Here is a 17050-nt window from a genome sequence, read left to right as displayed (position 1 = left end):
GGATTAGGCTATTGTCGGTTGTATATGAATATTTTCACCGCCAATTGAATTGGCGGAAATCGCTCTTTTCGCCGCCATAAAGTGAGGCGGCGAACATAATGGCAGGCAACCTGTACACAACCTTTACTTATATAGCTCTTTGTTTTGTTTGTTTCGGTTTTTATAGTTTTGATCAGTTGAAAAATATGCTCTATCCTCTCCTCGACTTACTATCCTATATCCGACTGCCCTTTATTGAACGAATAGAAAACCTGCTGTTTGGTTTTTTCATGTTTACCACACTCGTTACGGTTGTAATGTACATATGGTCTGCTCAAGAAGCGCTGCGCCGAATCGTGCCCAAGGCCAATACGAAGGTACTGGCTTTTGTCATAATTGCCGCGGCATTTGCGGTGGCTTGGTTACCGGATACCTTAGAAGAGGTAGGCATGTGGCTGCAATATTTGGGCTACACCGAGACGGGGGTTGCGTTCGGACTGCCCTTATTGTTGCTCGTCATTCTTCTGTTTAACAAAGGAGTAAGGCAATAATGGAGAAAATAAAGATAACGTCGGCTATTCTGCTGCTGTCATTGCTGATTGCCGGCTGCGGCGATCAACGCATTCTGGAAAAGCAAGCATTTACGATGGCAACAAGCTATGATTTAGCGCCTAAAAAAGAGGGCGAGTCGGAGGATAAGCTGCTTGTTGCCATTGATATACCGAAAGCCGACCCTGAGGAGCGCATGCAGAGAGAAACGTTAACTGCGGTTGCCCATACAAGCAAGGAAGCCAGAATCAAATTCGCCGGACAGACAGAGCTATCGATTGTCAGCGGTCAACTGCGAGATACGTTGTTTGGCATAGCTTTAGCAAAAAACGGAATTTGGGAGCATATCGATACCTTGGTGCGCGATCCCTCCATATCCCAGGGTGTAAAAGTGTCGGTTGTTAAAGGGAGTGCCCATGATTTGCTCGTTAGAAATTATCCCCAGCATCCGAGAACGGGTCAATATATCGATCGAATGCTCGATAAGGAAGCAGCCGTGATGACGATTCCGACCGTAACGATTTATGATTTTACAAGAGATTATTTCGATGACGGTATTGATCCTGTCGCTCCGATCCTTAAGGAGGGCGAGAAAAATATTAGCATTGATGGCATAGCTTTATTCAATAAGGATCGTTATGTCGCCAAAATCGAACCCGAAAAATCGCTTATCTTTGCGTTCCTGCGGCAAAATTTCAGGAGGGGTGAGATCAGCATGGCCTTGTTTGGGGAAGGAGAGAAAAAAGAACGTCTCATGTTCACCTCCATCAGCAACAAGCGTAAGATACACGTCAAGCGAGGCGGAAATAATCAAATAATGGTCGAGATAATGTTGAACATTAAAGGCTCTGTGCTAGAGTACACGGGAAAATTAAAAATGAGTGAAGAAAAAGACCGTAAAAAACTGGAAAAATTAATGGCTGATTATGTCATGAAGGAAGCTTCGATCATGGTTGGCAAGATGCAAAAACATAATGTGGACAGTCTTGGTATCGGCAAATACGTGAGAAACAGCATGAGCTATAAGGAATGGAGCACGCTGGGTTGGCATGAGGTATATCCGAATGTGAAGGTGCAATGCAAGGCTAACATTAAAATAAAGGATTTTGGGAAATTCAAGTGAATGGAAGAGGTGAAGTTGGCAACACTAACGCAGACCTATCATCATTTCAGCGGAGGTGCCAGCGATTCATGAAGCACTTAATCGTCTATTGTCATCCTAATCCGGACAGCTTTAACAATGCGATCGTAGACGCGTTCATCAGTTCCTTAAAGGAAAAGGGACATGAGGTCGTCTTTCGGGATTTGTATGCGTTGCGATTTGATCCCGTGCTTAAAGTCAGCGATTTCGAAGCGCTTCGCGAAGGAAATACGCCGAGCGACATCGTGGCGGAGCAGGAGCATATAAAGTGGGCAGACGCATTTACGATGGTCTATCCGATTTGGTGGACAGGCTTGCCCGCGCTTATTAAAGGATATATTGACCGGGTATTTTCATACGGGTTCGCCTATGCTTACGGTGAGGACGGCAAGATGAATAAGCTTCTCTCCGGCATGAAAGGGCTTATCATTAATACGCACGGTACGACGGCAGATCTATACAGCAGTATGGGTATGTATGACGGTCTTAAAATCACGTCGGATACAGGAATTTATGAATTTTGCGGTATCGAGCCTGTCGGCCATATCTTCTTCGGAGGCGTCACACAGACAGATGATGCGGAGCGAAAGAGAATGCTGGAGGAAGTGAAGGAAAAGGCGGTCAGCTTGTTCGAATAAGCTGGAAATAGGAGCCGTCTATTTTCTGATGAAATCGTCAAGAATGATAATGACTGTACTCATCATCCGATAGGAGTGATCATGGTGATGCATATCCATTGGCGGTTGGCCGAGCTATGGCTGCTGCAGCAAAGCAGGGAGCTAACGGCTCAGGAAATGTCCGAAATGAACAGCTGTCTGAAGCTGAATGCAAAATATGCGAAAAGGCTGGCTGAGCAATATAATTTTGGTCTTATGGCTAGTATGACTCATGACGGGGATTGGCTGCATGAAATATCCGCGGAGATCGACAAGCTGGAGAGGTTTTATGAAAGCAGGAGGCCTGCCTTTTTCGAGCGATAATAGAATGAATAGAAAACACCGCCGATTCGGGCTTGGTGCCGGTATATCCTCCGAATGGCGGTGTTTTTTTGATGTTAGCTTGGCATTTTCCTGCGTTTTAGCGGAAAGCCATTACAGGTTTTCATTCATTTTAGCAATAATGCCGTGAATCGCTTCCTCGCTTACGGAGCCTTGGCTGAACATGGCAAGAGCACGGAGGGGCATAAAATTCAGCATCGCAGTCATCATTTCCGGGGCATCTTCCATAAGAGAGCTCATCATGCCGCTGCCCTCGGAAAATTGCTGCAGCATGCCGTTTGCGATAACCGCACGTTCAGGATCGCTGAGCAAATCGCCGAATGTCGTGTTAAGCGTGACGGTCTTGCGAATGTTGACGGTAGACTGCACGTTCACCGAAACGCGATCCGCAATTTCTCTGGAGGATGATCCGACCATAATGTCGAAGAGCCCGCTCTCCACATGCCAATCCTTCAAATCTACATTGTAATAAGCGAAAGCCCGTTTGCCCAGCTCGAAGGTCGCCGTTTTCGTCTCGCCCGGCTGAAGCTCGAGCTTCGCGAACCCCTTCAGCTCCTTGGAAGGACGCTTAACGGTACTAACCGCGTCCCTTACATAAAGCTGCACGATTTCTTTGCCGGTCCGGGCGCCCGTGTTGGTCACATCGACGCTAACCGTTACCGAATCTTTGTCTGTAAGCTCTTCTGAACTTATTTTTAGATTGCTGTATGCGAAGCTTGTATAGCTCAGACCGAAGCCGAACGGGAACAGCGGCTCAATCTCCTTCGTATCGTAATAACGGTAGCCGACGAACACGCCCTCTTTGTATTCGACGATGTCGCCTTCGCCCGGGAAATTCAAGAATGACGGATTATCGCTAAGCTTGACCGGAAAGGTTTCCGCGAGCTTTCCGCAAGGATTGGCATCGCCGAACAATAGAGCTGCAATCGCACCGCCCGCCGCTTGGCCGCCCAAGTAGCCTTCAAGCACGGCTTTGGCTTTGCCGAGCCATGGCATGACGATTGGCGCTCCGTTACTGAGTACAATCACGAGGTTCTTTTGCACCTCGGCCACCGCTTCAATAAGCGTGCGTTGGTTGTCCGGAATGTTCAGGTGCTGGCGATCATAGCCTTCCGACTCATAACGATCAGGCAAGCCGATGAACAATATGGCTGCATCGGCACTGCCGGCCTTGTCCTTTGCTTCTTCAAGCAGATGCTCATCAAGTTCATCGGTTTCGAGCTTATAGCCCTGCGCATAAGATAATTGCGCCGTTTCTCCGGCTGCGCGCGTAATTTCCTCAAACGTGTTATCGAGCTTGCTAGGCTTAATATGCGAGCTGCCGCCGCCTTGGTATCTAGGCGCATTAGCGAAGGCGCCTATAACGGCAATCGATCCGCTCTTCGGAAGCGGGAGTATAGCTTGCTCGTTCTTGAGCAGCACCATGCTCTCAGACGCTACCTTTGTTGCCAGCTGGTGATGGGCATCCGCATCGTATACCGCATTTTCTTTTTTGTTGTCGACAGCTTTAAATACGACCGTCAATATCCGTTCCACAGCATCGTTGAGCGCTTCTTCGGACAAGATGCCATTTTGGACGGCTTCAACGATTTTACGGTCTCCTGCTCCATTGCTGGAAGGCATCTCGAGCTCCAGACCAGCCGCGAGTCCGGCAACCCGTTCATTGACGGCGCCCCAGTTGGATACGACAAACCCTTCATGCCCCCACTCCTCCTTCAAAATTTCCGTTAAAAGACGGTTGTTCTCGGAAGCAAATGCGCCGTTCACTTGATTATACGCGGACATGACCGTCCAAGGCTGCGCCTTGACGACAGCGCCCTCGAAGCTGGCCAAATAAATTTCGCGCAGCGTTCGCTCATCAACGACGGCATTAACCGTCATCCGGCGATGCTCCTGGTTGTTAACGGCAAAATGCTTAAGCGAGGTGCCGACGCCTTGGCTTTGTACGCCGTTAATATGAGCTGCCGCCATTTCGGATGACAAATACGGATCCTCGGAGAAGTATTCAAAGTTTCGACCGCATAGCGGAGAACGTTTGATGTTCGCTCCAGGCCCTAGAAGGACGGATACGTCCTCCGCTTGGCATTCCTCGCCGAGGGCAACGCCGACCTGATAAACGAGATCCGCGTCCCACGAGCATGCAAGACCTGCCGCGGATGGAAAGCAGGTTGCCGGAACGCTGTCGAGCAGTCCGAGATGGTCGCCGCTTCCGCTTTGTTTGCGCAGGCCATGCGGACCGTCCGTGACCATCACGGACGGAATGCCCAGTCGTTCCACGCCTTAGGGGCGTCCGGAGAAGCTCAACGAGTTTGCGAAGGATATACCGGAAAACTTAGGGGTGCTGTCCAAAAGCAGCTATCTGAGAAGTCAAAAAAATTTAGCGATAGCCGGCATCACGCTTGCGACGCGGGCGGCAATGGAGGGCGGCCTTCATTCGGAGGTGGCCTATACGATGAGCGATCTGTACATCCAGCATCTGGAGGAGCTGAAGGATATTCAAAGCGTAGTGAAGCATCGCACCGAGGCGATGCATGCTTTCGCGGAGAGAGTACGGCAAAACCGCGCGGGCCGTTACTCGAATAAGATCATGGCATGCCAGACGTACATTTTTAACCACATTTATGAGGAGATATCGGCTGCGGAGCTGGCGGAGAAGGTCGGGTTAAACGCCAATTATTTATCGCAATTGTTCAAGAAGGAAGTCGGCATGCCCATTCATGCTTACATCGTAAGAGAGAAGATAGAGGAAGCGAAGAAGCTGTTATCGGACCCCGCTCTTACCTTATCCGAAATTTGCGCATGGCTTAACTTTTACGACCAGAGCCATTTTACGAAAATATTTCGGAAGCTGACCGGCGTAACGCCGAAGCAGTTTCGATTGTACCCGAACGGGTAACGGTATGGAATGGAAAGTAACGCATGAATAGGGCCTGGCTTTCCAAGCTTTACGATTATAAGCATCAAGGTGAATGGAGAAATTCTACCTCGATTTGAACAACTTCCGAACGGCTGCCGGTCCGAACCGGCGGTCCCCAGGTGCCAAAGCCGGACGATACGATGGCATGCAGCCCGCCTTTTTTTAAATAACCCCAATCCAGCTCGAACAATCTTCTCGTAATGAGATGATTAGGCATCATTTGGCCGCGATGCGTATGGCCGGAAACGGAAATGTCGATGCCGTTCTCCGCAGCCTTTGCGATGTCTGAAGGCTGATGATCCAGCATGATGAGCGGAAGGGACCTGTCAAGCGGCGCAATAAGCTCATCAATGGGCAGCCTTTGATCGTTAGCGAAGCCGCCAGAGGCTTTGTCCTTGCGTCCAATTAAATAAAAGCTATCGCGGATAAGCGCCGTTTCGTCCATAAGGACACGAATGCCGATGGCATCCATGGCAGCTATGAATTGCGGAACCTTCCTGCCGATATATTCATGGTTGCCCGTAACCGCATAAACCCCGAGAGGCGCCTTTAGCCTGCCAAGGACATCAGACATGTTTTTGTGTAGAAAGGGCTCGATATCATCATCCAAAATATCGCCCGGCAGCAAAATAAGATCCGGCTTAATTTGTTCAACTTTATCGACTAACCGCTTCAGATGCTTGTTGCCGACGATCGTGCCCAGATGAAGGTCGGAGGCCATAGCGATGCGCAGCTTACTCATTTGTCCTGCTTGCTTAGCGACTTGCACGCGGTAGGTTCGGATGATTGGACTCCACGCATTCCAGGTTCCCCGCAGCAGCAGAATCGCCAGCAGAAGAAGTGCTGCGCTCCCTACCCCGACAATATAAATAGTTTTCTCCGCGCCTGCTGCCTTCAGAATAAGAGCAATAAGATTAGCAGCCGGCAAAACAAGCACTGCATACTCCAGTAAGGCAAACCAATACGAGCCAATCAGCTTAAGCGCTTCCGCCAGCGGTCTTAACGGTGTTCCGTAGGCTGCGCGGCCTATCAAATACGCATAGGCAATGACGCTCACAGCTATCGCGTACACTCCCGCGCTGCTCCAATGAAATAGTGTAGAAAGCAGCAGCCAGCCGTTCCATCCAATATAGAAGGAAATGCCGCTGTATACGAGCAGAATAGTAAAGAAAATGGCTATAAACCGCGGTTTCATTTATCAACGCTCCCTGACTTATCATTTTCTTACAGTTAGCTGAAACTACTATATCATAATGAGAATATCACATCCAAATGTAAGCGATTAGTAGGAATAGATTGCTATTCTCGAGCCAGTTATTTACCATAAGAAAGACAGGGAATCTTATTACGTGTCTTCATCCTATTATCCGTGTTATGGGGCTGGACCGTCGACAAACGTACGCCTGATTTTTATGACTGGCTGGGAAGCTGCCATATGCTTGGTCGGGGTCTCTATCATGCTTTGGGCTCCAAGGTCGTAATTATTGTAAAATAGGAGGAATGGGTGAATGACAAATCAGGTTATGGCTGAGAAGCAATATGGGCTAGCGGTTCGATTTATGAAGGAGAACGCGAGAGCTATTGAAAGGGCGCTGTATGAATTCGAATACGAAGCTGGCTCCTCCGATGAGGTTCTGCGACAGCTTGCTGCTTATCAGAACGCGGATGGCGGTTTCGGACATGGGCTGGAGCCTGACATAAGGCTCGCCGCATCCTCTGTGCTGGCTACTACGGTCGCACTTCACCATTTGATTGGGGTGAAGGCAGCCAGACAGTCGCCGATTGTGCAAGGTGCGATTCGTTATTTAATCGAGAATTACAACACCACGCAAAATACTGGCTGGGATATCGTGCCGCCGGATGTAGAAACGGCGCCGCGGGCTCCTTGGTGGAACTATAATGCATCACATGACGGCTGGGGCAATCCCGCGATCGAGATCGTCGGTTTCTTTTATGCCTATTCGGAGCTTGTGCCTGCGGCTTTGCTCGATGAGCTCACACAGCATGCGATTACTCACATTAATAAGAAATCCACGAGGAAGGATTTTCACGAGCTGCTCTGCTGCTTGCGCTTCGCAGAGCTTGTGCCAAATTCCGTGCTGCACGCGGTCAAAGAGGCATTGGATGAAATGGTTAACAATTGCGTATCGACCGATCCAAGCCAGTGGGAAGGCTACTGTCTGACGCCTGTGCAAGTTGCCGAGTCGCCAGAATCCCTCTATTATAATCAGCTGAAGGAAAGCGGGGAGCAGTATATGGGTCATCTGCTGACCAAGCAGCAGGAGGATGGCTCCTGGTCTCCGCCTTGGAACTGGGGACAATTCGAAGAGGTATGGCCGCAGGCTGAGCAGGAGTGGAAAGGCGTGCTCACCTTAGAGGCGTTGCGCAGGCTGAAGGCCTATGGCATCGTTTCGTCTTAGAAAAGATTAAATCGGTAATCATGAATCAAATGAAATGGAGCGAACAAGAAGATGAAATCGCTAGTAAATTTATCGCAGACCGATAGAAGAAATAAGCAAATGGCTGGGGCATTCGTCCGTAACAAAAAGAAGGAAGGAGCCGTTTGTCCCCATTTGAGCTGGCGAGCGTAAGTGGACCAGTCGATTGCCCTGATTTTTTTACATATTTTGTAATACCGTTATAATCAAACTGACGTTTAGACTCTGTTGAGCAGTTTGCGATAACCGTAGAACCTGCAATGGATAGATTTTGGAGAGTGATATGTCGTCCTTTATTTCTCTTTCCGATAATACTACCGATATTATAAAATGGACTATCAGATCGGATGAGGAGCTCGGTTGCTATCCAACTCATATCATCTGAATCTCTGCGCAAATATTTACTTAAAGAGGATCCAATTCCTTTTGCCTTAGTATTTATGGTATCAATGAAACCCAACCTTTTTTCCATTGCGGTATGCATTGGCTACTTCCTTTATTACCTTATCAATAACTTCTTCCTTGTTTTCTTGGTTTGGCGACGCATATGAAGCATCATTTGACGATACCCAAATTACACCCTCAACCTTCTCGTGCAGAGACATCATGACCTCTGGACCTGTTTCAATCTCTTGAATGATAGAAAATTTCTCCGAAGCTGTATATTTTTTTTACCCATGAAAAATGCTCACCTTACAGTATGAGGTTTATATTATTTTATCTGTCTACTGTATGGGGAGCATATCACTTTTGGGAAAGCGCTTTTATGCGTGCTTCTATATTATTTAATATACGATAGTCTGGCAACAGCATCATGCTGATGAATCGATTCCTCGTTTTTGCATGCTACCGTGAAGGATTGAATATATGGTATTTCAATCAAATCGGCCGCGACAAGTCGAACCATATCCTCGACAAATCGCGGATTCTCATAAGCGCATTCAGTTACTGCTTTCTCGTCTGGGCGCTTGAGAACAGGGTACAGCAAACTGCTTGCATTTGACTCGGCGGCATTCAGCAGTTTAACTTTCCAATCGTCGGAGAGGCGCAACGGATCAGCGATCTCGGCAGTCATGGTTATATATCCTCGTTGATTGTGTGCACTATATTCGCTGATCTCCTTAGAGCAAGGGCAAAGTGTCGTAATGGCCGCGGTTAGTTCGACTTTTACTTTACATTCTCCCGAAACATCATACGTGACAGAAATAGCTGTATCAGCATACATAAGCCCTGTCTTCTTAAGGCTAGGGGATGAACGTTCAAAAAACCATGGAAACGAGACCTCCAATTGCGAATGTTCTTGATTCATTATTTTCGCCAAATCCGATGTGAACTCGCATAGGTCAGGAATTTCAGTTGTCAAACCTTTACGGTAATATATGTCCAGTTGCTCCGTTAATCGACTCATATTGATTCCTTTAGAATTCCGTCTCAAACTCGTCGTCAGGCGAAAATGGCCCGTTGTCGTCTGAAGCGATGGTTCCATATTGGAGAGGACAGCAATCGGATGCTTAATATTGCTGATGCCCACAGCATCGATGTCAAATAAATAATCGCGTGTTTGGTTCTGTAGATCTGTCATACTGGCTTTATCAATCGGCTTAGAGCCGTGAACGGGAGGTACGGAACCAAATAAAACCAACCGTTCCTCCTTAGTAGGCATTGCAGGAAGGGAAATCATGTCTATGCTCCTTATCAGATGTATCGGCAATTAATAGTAATGATTACTATTTAAACTTAATTATACGCCTCAGCTCCTTATGTGTCAAAAGCAAGAATCAATTGAATATGAAGAATGCATTTGACGCTTTAAGTGTAACCTGCTATATTTTTTAATTGTAATAATTACGAATAAATTTAAAAATCCGTATTTATTCCTATATCCTTTACCGGAGCCCAAAATCTATGTGAATATTTATGGCTGATCATTGCAACTTTGGGAAGGATGGTATGAGGAGCCGTATGCCTTAATTGGGCACGTACGGATCTATGAGGGGCGTGAGCCGTGAGGCTCACGTCTACTCGACCAGAGTGAAATCTGACTGAATGGCTTTAAAATACAAATTCCTGTCACCATCGTCGTCATACGCAACCGAACGAACAAAAAGGATTGGCTCGCGATTTTGTGTACGGACCGCTCATTGCCTGAAGACGAGATCATTAGAATCTACGGCATTCGATGGGACATCGAAGTGTTCTTCAAGTGCGCTAAATCCTTGTTGCGTCTGCAAAAAGAGTTCCAAGGTCGATCGTATGATTTGCTAGTTAGCCGTACGACGATTGTCTTTTCTCGGTACATTCATCGACAAAGCAAAGATCAGCGCACATTAGGCGGCTTGTTCTATTTACTTTGTGATGAAGTCAGCCAATTAGATTGGGCTATCGCCTTAAAGCAACTCATCGAACTAATAGACGATTTTGAAGGAAAGGTGTGTTTGCATGACGTGGTATGAACAAAGCTTTGGCGTGGATTATTTGACGGTTTATAAACATCGGGATGCTGAGCAGGCGAAGAGAGAAGTGGGCCACATGATAGAATGGCTTCAACTACCGAGTCAGGCTAAGATTCTTGATTTATGCTGCGGAATGGGGCGTCATTCGATAAGTCTGGCAGACTTCGGGTTTGATGTGACGGGCGTGGATTTATCTGAGATCCTTTTGACGAAGGCAAGAGAGAGCGATGCTCAATCACGAATTAATTGGCTGCAAGGCGATATGTGACGTGTTCCATTGGAGAACGAATACTTTGACGCTGTTGTTAATCTTTTCAGTTCATTCGGCTACTTCGAGAAAGAATCGGACAACAAGCAAGTACTATTAGAAATTGAGAGACTGTTGAAGCCGCAGGGGAGATGGATTATTGATTATTTAAATCCTGAGTTTGTTATTAATGACGGAAGAGAATCTGCCGCCTCGCATCTATATGGAGCAAGTTCAGCTATTCCAGTATTCTGATTTTGAACGTATGCTGCATCATACTTCGCTTGTTGCAGACCAGGTTGTAGGTGATTATAAAGGCTCGCCCTATGACGCATCTTCTTCTCCGCGTATGATTCTACTTGGCCGTAAAATTTGATTATGTGCGTGCACATATTCAACTTTGAATCAATAAAAGATGAATATGTGCGCACCTCATTTTGGTGTTGACAAGAAAATGACAGGCAAGTATATTGTTAAATAGTAATTATTACGATTAAAGGCCGTTTTTTCTTTTCTTTTAATCGTAATGTTTACGTATTATAAAAGGGGAGGGGAGCATACAATCTTGGGATGAACGATAGGCCAGATATTGGGGAAACGGGAGAAGTGAATTTGGAGGTCATTCTAAGCTTGAAGCCTCAGCTCGTGTTTGCCTATACCAACCGCCCTGATCACACGCTTGAAGATAAGCTGGAGCCTGCAGGGATACAGGTCATTCGAATGAACAATTATCTTCCTGATCAAATGGACAGGGAGACGGAGCTGCTGGGTAAAATATTTCAGAAAGAAGACCAAGAACCAGATTTTTATCCTGGAAGCATGAAATTGAACAATTGCTCTCTGACCGTGTGAAAGAGATTCCAAATGCAGAGAAAAAGAGTGTCCTTGCTTTATCTGTCGGATTCCTGAATTCAAGCGGTGGATATCGAATCTTCCCGAGTCAGTCAAAGGATGGAGGGGCCGGAGTTGGAGAAGGCTATGCCACGGTACTTGCAGGGGGGGAATAGATGCGGGAGATCTTCAGTGGAATTCAACAGAGGAGTCCACCACAAACACTTCTGGAACACCTGAAGAGGTATTTAACGAAGAAAATATTGAAACGGTTTACAGTGTGAAGGTTGACATTATGTAAGGGCCAGCCGGCCTGAAGATTACATCCATGCATCCTGTCTAATCCTGAGAGGAGTATATCAACATGTATTATGGCGTTCGTTTTGACATGGATTATAAGGGACTATGGAATGAGGGGATGAAGGACTGGGATGGACAGATTCCGCCGAGGATGATCGATGATTCGCTCGAAGAATCATTCTGGGAATCATTCCTTGCGGGAAAATCTAAACCGGATGATTGGATAACGGGCATCCGGGAACAACTGCTGTCTCTGATTACAGAGGAGGATCATGTGCTGGAAATTGGTCCCGGCTGGGGCAATTATACCTTTGATGTAGCAGCAATTGCCCGTACGCTGACCTGTGTGGACAGTTCTAAGAGTGTACTTCGCTACTTGTCCACGCAAGCGTTGGAGAGAGGTTATGGAAATTTGTCATTTGAGCATGCGAAGTGGGAGGAGCGTGCTTCGGATTCCGTTTATGATGTGGTCTTCGGTGTCAATTGCTACTACCGGATGCAAGACATTGATAAAGCGCTCATCCATATGAATCAGTCAGCAAAGAGGCTGGCTGTAATCGGTATGACGAGCGGTCCTGAGAAACCGCATTATTGGGATATTCATCAGGAGCTGGGCTGCTCGGTTAAGTTTCATCGAAGGGATTATATTTATTTGACCAATCTGTTATATCAGCTGGGAATTGATGTGAATTGCAAAATATTGAATTTGCAGAAAACCTATGCCTATAAGAATGAAGAAGAACTGATTCAAGATAACTTGAATGCAATTATGGACAAAAACTATGATCGAAATAAAGCGATTGATATACTCAACCGATATGTCAATCGAGAGAACGGGAAAATTGAATATACTCATGCATTCAAGGCAGCGATCCTATACTGGAAGCCGATCAAATGATACTGAGCCGTATTCGAGATCACTCGCTGTGGTTCCCTCTCGTTCTGTTCTTGCTTGCATCGGCGCTCATTGCAACCATTACGCTTGCGGTTATGCTGGGACCTGTACCGATAGCTCCCAAAACAGTGTGGCTGATTGCATTCTCTCATCTTCCTGTCACCGATCACTTGATAGCTGAAACTTGGACGAAGGCAGAAGGACATATTATATGGAATATTCGTTTTCCCCGCGTTCTTCTGGGGATGATTGTCGGGGGCGGATTAGCTGTCGTTGGCGCAGCTATTCAAGCGCTTATTCGCAATTCACTGGCAGACCCTTACATTCTGGGCGTATCCTCTGGTGCTTCCGTTGCCGCTACTCTTGTCATTATTTTTGGTGCTTTTTCCTTCTTTGGTGCTTATTCGCTCTCCTTGTCCGCCTTTCTAGGGGCGCTTGCAGCTATGGGGCTAGTCTTTCTGCTTGCTCGAGTTGGGGGGAGGATCTCTACCGCTCGTCTGCTGCTGTCGGGCATAGCGGTTTCTATGATAATGTCTGCCGCTACAAGCTTTATTGTGACGATGGCTCCTGATGAACAAGGCATTAGGACTGCCATGTACTGGATGCTAGGAAGTTTGACAGGCGCCAAATGGAGCTATCTTACTATACCGGCATGGATCGTCGTCACAGGAACGATTCTTCTTATTATGAATTATCGCTCAATGAATTCGCTCTTGATGGGTGAAGAGGCAGCTGTGACATTAGGAGTAAATATGAATACCTTTCGAATATTCCTTGTATTGACGACTGCGCTACTAACAGGAACAATCGTCGCGGTCAGCGGATCAATTGGATTCGTAGGATTAATGATTCCGCATATTGTCCGCTTAATGGTAGGTTCTGATCATCGCAGGGTTCTTCCGGTCAGTTTATTCGCAGGTGCAATTTTTGTTATCTGGACAGATGTGGCAGCCAGATTGCTGCTGGCACCGGAGGAATTGCCGATTGGGATTGTAACCGCACTTTTTGGAGGTCCTTTCTTCATCTGGCTGCTCCGCAAAAGCTCCTATTCGTTCGAAGGAGGTGCAAAATGAACGTAGATGTAAGCAAGCTGAGCTATAAAATTGATCAACAATCTATTCTTCATTCCATCTTCTTGCAAGTGCGCAAGGGCGAGCTTGTCGGCTTGGTTGGGCCCAATGGAAGCGGCAAATCGACGCTTCTCAAAAATATGTACCGCGTCCTGCAGCCCGATGAGGGTATGATTTCGATTGATGGTTATCTATTAAGTGAAATGACTTACAAGGAATCTGCACGAAAGGTATCCGTCGTTAGCCAGGAAACGGCAGCAGCATTCGATTTCAAGGTACGGGAGATCGTCCTCATGGGTCGTCATCCGCACCAATCCATGTTTAGAGCAGATACGGCAGGTGACCTTTCCATCGTTCAGCAGGCGCTTGCCAAGGTGGGGATGGCGAAGGCTGCTGAGAGGAGCTTCCATACGCTGTCTGGCGGCGAGAAGCAGCGTGTGCTTATCGCTCGTGCTTTGGCACAGCAGGCAAGCTTTCTTATTCTAGATGAACCGACTAATCATCTGGATATTCGGTATCAACTGCAAATCATGGATTTGGTGAAAAACCTTAAGCTTACTGCGATTGCTGCTTTGCATGACTTGAATATTGCCGCATGCTACTGTGATCGTATTTATATGCTAAAAGAAGGCTATGTCGTAGCTTCTGGAAAACCAGAAGATGTACTGACGACAGAGAGACTGCTCGAAGTATTTGGCGTGCAAGCCGTTGTGTCCCCGCATCCAATAACAGGCAGACTTAGCATAGCCTATATATCAGAGCTGTTTCACGATGCTGTGTCAGTCGATAAAAGGGCAGAGAAGAGGGAAGAAACTAGTGACGCGAACGCAATGCACCTTCTGTCAATACAGCTATGAAGAATGGTACGGGGATTCCCGAAACGGCGTTCCTTCAGGAACCGCGATCACGGAGCTAGCTGAAGGATAACGGACTCATCGCAGTAGAATTGATTATCCCGCCTGTAGCTGATGAATGGCGTTTCGTACAGAGAAAAAGAATTGTTCCTAGCAAGCTCGCAGTTAAGACAGTAGAAGGAGAAACTTCGCTGTCACGTCAGCTGTTCCGCTATTCAGCTGCATTTGCAACGTTTGAAGGTACTAAATTCACGATTATTGCTGCTCGCAAATAATTAGTTTGGCATATGTCTATGCAAGATATCATGCACATTATAGATCATGAGGAGAATGAACAATGTTTAATTGGTTGCGCAGTTTGAGCCGCAGGAAAAAAAGTAAAGTAAGCGTACTGCTATTGGTGTTCGTTTTCATGCTTTCTGCATGTGGAGGCGAATCTTCATCTGAAGCTGAAAATCATGCTCCGGACAAAGAAAATACGTCAGAGACTGAACGTAAAGCGGTGGAAATTGACAATCTCGGGGTCAAGCATGTATACGCGGAACCTCCCAAAAGAGTAGTTACGTTAAACCAGCATGCAACGGAGGTCATGCTTAAGCTGGGATTAGAGAAGACGATGGTTGGAACGGCATATTTGGACGATGAGATTTTACCTGAATACAGCGAGGCCTATCAACAGGTGCCTGTCTTGTCCGACGAGTATCCATCTAAAGAGGTGTTCTTTGCTGCCTCGCCTGATTTTGCTTACGCAGGCTGGAAGAGCGCTTTTACCGAGAAATCACTCGGAACAAGGGATGAGCTGGAACAGGCTGGCATCCATACATATGTACAGCAATCCTCGAACATGCCATCGCCAACCTTGGAAGATGTATACGCAGACATTTTAAATATAGGGCGCATATTCCAAGTGGAAGAGAAGGCACAGGATGTAGTAGAAGGTATGAAGGAGCAGCTTTCAGAAATAAAAAGCAAGATTGGGGAGGTAGAAAAGGCCCCGGAAGTATTCGTCTATGACAGCGGAGAAGAGAAAGCTTTTACAGCAGCCAATACATATTTGACCCATTTATTGGATATGATTGGCGCACATAATATTTTTGATGATGTGGATAAGGGCTGGGTGGAAGTGAGCTGGGAAGAAGTCGTGAATCGGAATCCCGAGTTCATCGTCATTATGGATTACGGTAATACGACAGTGGAGCAAAAGAAGCAGCTATTGCTGAGCAAGCCTGAGCTTGCCGATGTTCCTGCTATAAAGAATGAGAGGTTCATCGTCCTTCCACTTTCAGCAGCGGCAGAAGGCATTCGGGCACCGATCGCGCTCCAGACGCTGGCTTCCGGATTATATCCGGAGCGGTAAAGAGCTAGAACGAATGAGTATAAAGATGCCGAGCGATTACTTATCGCCGGCATCTTTATAAATCTCGCGCATCACATGTCGAAGCTCCGGGATGATAATACGGGATGCAGCGAGTTTGACTGCACCACTGGAGCCTGGCATCGAGAATATTGCTTTATCCGCATACACCCCGCCTATTGCACGGCTTAGTATCGCTGCCGTTCCTATATCTTCAGCAAAGCTTAAATATCGGAACAGCTCTCCGAATCCATGCATCTCTTTGGTCAACAAATTCTTAACGGCCTCATAGGTCGTATCCCGCTTGGCAATTCCTGTACCGCCATTTAGCAGAATCGCCTCCACGGCAGAATCATCCACCCCTCTTCGTATAGCAGATTGAATTTTTATATAATCATCTTTTACGATTTCATAAGCTGAAATGCTGTAATCTGCTGCTTCTAGAAGCTCACGAAGCAAGGCTCCGCTCGAATCTGTCTGTTTGGTCCGAGTATCAGATACGGTAATAATCATACAGCGGACAGAAGAAGGAGATTCCTTGCGATGCTGCTCTACCGAATTCATCATTCTTTTCATTCTCCTTTGCCCTCTAGGCGGTTCTCCAACACTTTATTTAATGCTTGCCAGCCCATAAGCGCACAGTTATGACGGGCCCTTAGAGTATGAACACCAGCCAATGACAATGCATCATGCAACAGATCAGCTGCAGGCTCGGGAGGTGCCGCCCCCTCCTTAATCATTTTGGTGAAAGTCCCAATCAATTGTTGTGCTGTCAAGGTCGACTGTCCTTTGACGGCTGTTGTCATCATTGAACAGGATGCCATACTGATGGAGCAGCCTTCTCCTTCGAATGTAATATCGGAAATGGTATCGTTTTGAATATTAACATACAGCACCATAACATCACCGCAAGTCGGGTTTTTGTAGGGCAGTCTGATCGTTCCTTCCCCATCTAGCTTACGCTTGTTTCTAGGGGTCTTGTAATGATCTAATACGAGCTGTTGGTACAGTTTATCAAGCATAG

General features: G+C 46.8%; 17 protein-coding genes and 4 pseudogenes. 15 read left to right on the top strand and 6 right to left on the bottom strand.

The genetic code is table 11. The annotated features are described in order from the left end of the window. Nucleotides 1-98 precede the first annotated feature (98 nt). From L1N85_RS18225 to L1N85_RS18210, 4 genes are all read left to right on the top strand, one after another. Entirely contained in the window at nucleotides 99-530 is a 432-nt protein-coding gene (locus L1N85_RS18225) for a GerAB/ArcD/ProY family transporter (protein WP_235240478.1), read from the top strand. Beyond that, a complete protein-coding gene (locus L1N85_RS18220; protein WP_235240477.1) occupies nucleotides 530-1651 on the top strand; it encodes a Ger(x)C family spore germination protein in 1122 nt (373 codons plus the stop codon). Before L1N85_RS18225 ends, L1N85_RS18220 begins: the two co-directional genes overlap by 1 nt. Before the next feature lie 68 nt (nucleotides 1652-1719). Next, nucleotides 1720-2307 (top strand): NAD(P)H-dependent oxidoreductase, encoded by a 588-nt coding sequence (locus L1N85_RS18215; protein ID WP_235240476.1) that lies wholly within the window; start codon nucleotides 1720-1722, stop codon nucleotides 2305-2307. Nucleotides 2308-2388: 81 nt separating this feature from the next. Further along, nucleotides 2389-2649, top strand: a complete 261-nt coding sequence (locus tag L1N85_RS18210; protein WP_235240475.1) for a DUF7667 family protein — start codon at nucleotides 2389-2391, stop codon at nucleotides 2647-2649. 111 nt (nucleotides 2650-2760) lie between these two features. Here L1N85_RS18210 and L1N85_RS18205 read toward each other — a convergent pair. Further along, nucleotides 2761-4947 (bottom strand): annotated as a pseudogene (locus L1N85_RS18205) (beta-glucosidase); the annotation flags it as partial. Nucleotides 4948-5005: 58 nt separating this feature from the next. On the opposite strand from L1N85_RS18205, the gene L1N85_RS18200 reads away from it, so the two are divergent. Then, on the top strand, nucleotides 5006-5563 hold the full coding sequence (locus L1N85_RS18200) for a helix-turn-helix domain-containing protein (RefSeq protein ID WP_235240474.1): 558 nt from the start codon (nucleotides 5006-5008) through the stop codon (nucleotides 5561-5563). 64 nt (nucleotides 5564-5627) lie between these two features. On the opposite strand, the gene L1N85_RS18195 is transcribed toward L1N85_RS18200, so the two are convergent. After that, a complete protein-coding gene (locus L1N85_RS18195; RefSeq protein WP_235240473.1) occupies nucleotides 5628-6779 on the bottom strand; it encodes a metallophosphoesterase in 1152 nt (383 codons plus the stop codon). A 156-nt stretch (nucleotides 6780-6935) separates the two neighbouring features. Here L1N85_RS18195 and L1N85_RS18190 point away from each other — a divergent pair. Further along, a pseudogene (locus tag L1N85_RS18190) lies at nucleotides 6936-7065 on the top strand (YnfA family protein); the annotation flags it as partial. A 27-nt stretch (nucleotides 7066-7092) separates the two neighbouring features. Next, entirely contained in the window at nucleotides 7093-8004 is a 912-nt protein-coding gene (locus L1N85_RS18185; RefSeq protein WP_235240472.1) for a hypothetical protein, read from the top strand. A 25-nt stretch (nucleotides 8005-8029) separates the two neighbouring features. On the opposite strand, the gene L1N85_RS18180 is transcribed toward L1N85_RS18185, so the two are convergent. Continuing rightward, on the bottom strand, nucleotides 8030-8506 hold the full coding sequence (locus L1N85_RS18180) for a ParB N-terminal domain-containing protein (protein ID WP_235240471.1): 477 nt from the start codon (nucleotides 8504-8506) through the stop codon (nucleotides 8030-8032). 297 nt (nucleotides 8507-8803) lie between these two features. Then, a complete protein-coding gene (folE2, locus tag L1N85_RS18175) occupies nucleotides 8804-9703 on the bottom strand; it encodes a GTP cyclohydrolase FolE2 (protein ID WP_235240470.1) in 900 nt (299 codons plus the stop codon). Between the two features lie 382 nt (nucleotides 9704-10085). On the opposite strand from folE2, the pseudogene L1N85_RS18170 reads away from it, so the two are divergent. The 8 genes and pseudogenes from L1N85_RS18170 to L1N85_RS18140 form a co-directional block, all read left to right on the top strand. Continuing rightward, a pseudogene (locus L1N85_RS18170) lies at nucleotides 10086-10451 on the top strand (IS4 family transposase); the annotation flags it as partial. Between the two features lie 10 nt (nucleotides 10452-10461). Continuing rightward, nucleotides 10462-11098: pseudogene (locus tag L1N85_RS18165) on the top strand (class I SAM-dependent methyltransferase). 194 nt (nucleotides 11099-11292) lie between these two features. Then, nucleotides 11293-11574, top strand: coding sequence for an ABC transporter substrate-binding protein (locus L1N85_RS18160; protein WP_235240469.1), 282 nt, complete (start codon nucleotides 11293-11295; stop codon nucleotides 11572-11574). A 343-nt stretch (nucleotides 11575-11917) separates the two neighbouring features. Continuing rightward, nucleotides 11918-12751, top strand: coding sequence for a class I SAM-dependent methyltransferase (locus L1N85_RS18155; RefSeq protein ID WP_235240468.1), 834 nt, complete (start codon nucleotides 11918-11920; stop codon nucleotides 12749-12751). After that, nucleotides 12748-13821, top strand: a complete 1074-nt coding sequence (locus tag L1N85_RS18150; RefSeq protein WP_235240467.1) for a FecCD family ABC transporter permease — start codon at nucleotides 12748-12750, stop codon at nucleotides 13819-13821. The genes L1N85_RS18155 and L1N85_RS18150 overlap by 4 nt, the downstream gene beginning before the upstream one ends. Continuing rightward, entirely contained in the window at nucleotides 13818-14675 is an 858-nt protein-coding gene (locus L1N85_RS18145; protein WP_235240466.1) for an ABC transporter ATP-binding protein, read from the top strand. The genes L1N85_RS18150 and L1N85_RS18145 overlap by 4 nt, the downstream gene beginning before the upstream one ends. After that, nucleotides 14635-14745, top strand: a complete 111-nt coding sequence (locus L1N85_RS28005) for a rubredoxin (protein ID WP_407946502.1) — start codon at nucleotides 14635-14637, stop codon at nucleotides 14743-14745. Before L1N85_RS18145 ends, L1N85_RS28005 begins: the two co-directional genes overlap by 41 nt. A 264-nt stretch (nucleotides 14746-15009) precedes the next feature. Next, a complete protein-coding gene (locus L1N85_RS18140) occupies nucleotides 15010-16029 on the top strand; it encodes an ABC transporter substrate-binding protein (RefSeq protein WP_235240465.1) in 1020 nt (339 codons plus the stop codon). Between the two features lie 36 nt (nucleotides 16030-16065). Here the strand turns inward: L1N85_RS18140 and L1N85_RS18135 are convergent, their stop codons facing one another. Together L1N85_RS18135 and sufU are read right to left on the bottom strand one after the other, a co-directional pair. Next, complete coding sequence (locus L1N85_RS18135) at nucleotides 16066-16590, bottom strand: MogA/MoaB family molybdenum cofactor biosynthesis protein (RefSeq protein ID WP_235240482.1); 525 nt, start codon at nucleotides 16588-16590, stop codon at nucleotides 16066-16068. Between the two features lie 8 nt (nucleotides 16591-16598). After that, nucleotides 16599-17048, bottom strand: a complete 450-nt coding sequence (gene sufU / locus L1N85_RS18130; RefSeq protein ID WP_235240464.1) for a Fe-S cluster assembly sulfur transfer protein SufU — start codon at nucleotides 17046-17048, stop codon at nucleotides 16599-16601. Nucleotides 17049-17050 lie beyond the last annotated feature (2 nt).

This window comes from Paenibacillus alkaliterrae (genome assembly GCF_021532375.1).
In the GTDB taxonomy this organism is placed as follows: domain Bacteria; phylum Bacillota; class Bacilli; order Paenibacillales; family Paenibacillaceae; genus Pristimantibacillus; species Pristimantibacillus alkaliterrae.
Note: the sequence above shows the minus strand (reverse complement) of the source record. Positions and strands in the feature narration are given on the sequence as shown.